The sequence below is a fragment of the Mesorhizobium sp. M7A.F.Ca.MR.148.00.0.0 genome, from assembly GCF_003997735.1.
Classification (GTDB): domain Bacteria; phylum Pseudomonadota; class Alphaproteobacteria; order Rhizobiales; family Rhizobiaceae; genus Mesorhizobium.
The window spans coordinates 1-816 of the sequence record NZ_RZTB01000331.1 but is presented as its reverse complement, the minus strand read 5'-3'; the positions used below and the strand labels follow the sequence as shown (position 1 = coordinate 816).

Genomic DNA, 816 nt, shown 5'->3' with positions numbered 1-816 from the left:
GCTGTTCGTCAAGCCACAGACGGCAGGCACCTGGGAGAAGCGGCGCAAGCTGATCGACACCGCATCCGATCCGGCTCTGGACTAGCGCCGCGCCATTGCCTGGCTGCCTTGACCCGCTAGATTACCGGGATTCAGGAGGAACGAAGATGAAGATCGACGGCGGCTGCCACTGCGGCGCGATAACCTATGAGGCGGAGGTAGACCCGGAAAAGACCACGATCTGCCACTGCACGGATTGCCAGCAACTGACCGGCACGGCTTTTCGCCTGACGGTTCCGGCGCCGGAAAGCAACTACCGCATCACCAAGGGCACGCCGAAAATCTACATCAAGATCGTGGCGAGCGGCGCCAAGCGCACCCAGGCCTTTTGCGCCGACTGCGGTTCGCACCTTTACGCCACGTCTGTCGGAGATGGTCCGAAGGTCTATGGAATTCGCGTGGGGACCGCGCGGCAGCGCCAGGATTTGATCCCGACACAGCAGAAATGGCACCGCTCGGCGCTGCACTGGCTGCCGGAATTTCAAGGCATGACCACGATAGAGGAGCAGTAGCGCGGGGCAATCTCCAATCGACCGAGCCCTTCAACTTCGTCATCCTCGGGTCTGCGCTGCGTCGGTACGCTCCTTGCTCCGCCCGTGAATGACGACGGGATAGGCGTTTCGGCCAATCTCCGAGGTCTGCGATCTGCCAAAAAAAGTAATCGACCCACCCCTCGGACCGGATCGAGGAACTAGTCGTCACCCTCGACAACTCTCAATCTTAATTGCCCGGTCTTTGAATCCGCTACACGCGCGCCAGTATCGACCTTCGCGGCGG

General features: G+C 60.9%; 1 protein-coding gene. It reads left to right on the top strand.

The annotated features are described in order from the left end of the window. The first annotated feature begins 146 nt into the window (after window positions 1-146). Window positions 147-551, top strand: coding sequence for a GFA family protein (locus EOB49_RS34315; RefSeq protein ID WP_127383535.1), 405 nt, complete (start codon window positions 147-149; stop codon window positions 549-551). Window positions 552-816 lie beyond the last annotated feature (265 nt).

Excerpts from the sequence above, each read along its gene's own strand:
- EOB49_RS34315 (WP_127383535.1), top strand. The coding sequence starts at position 147 with ATGAAGATCGACGGCGGCTGCCACTGCGGCGCGATAACCTATGAGGCG.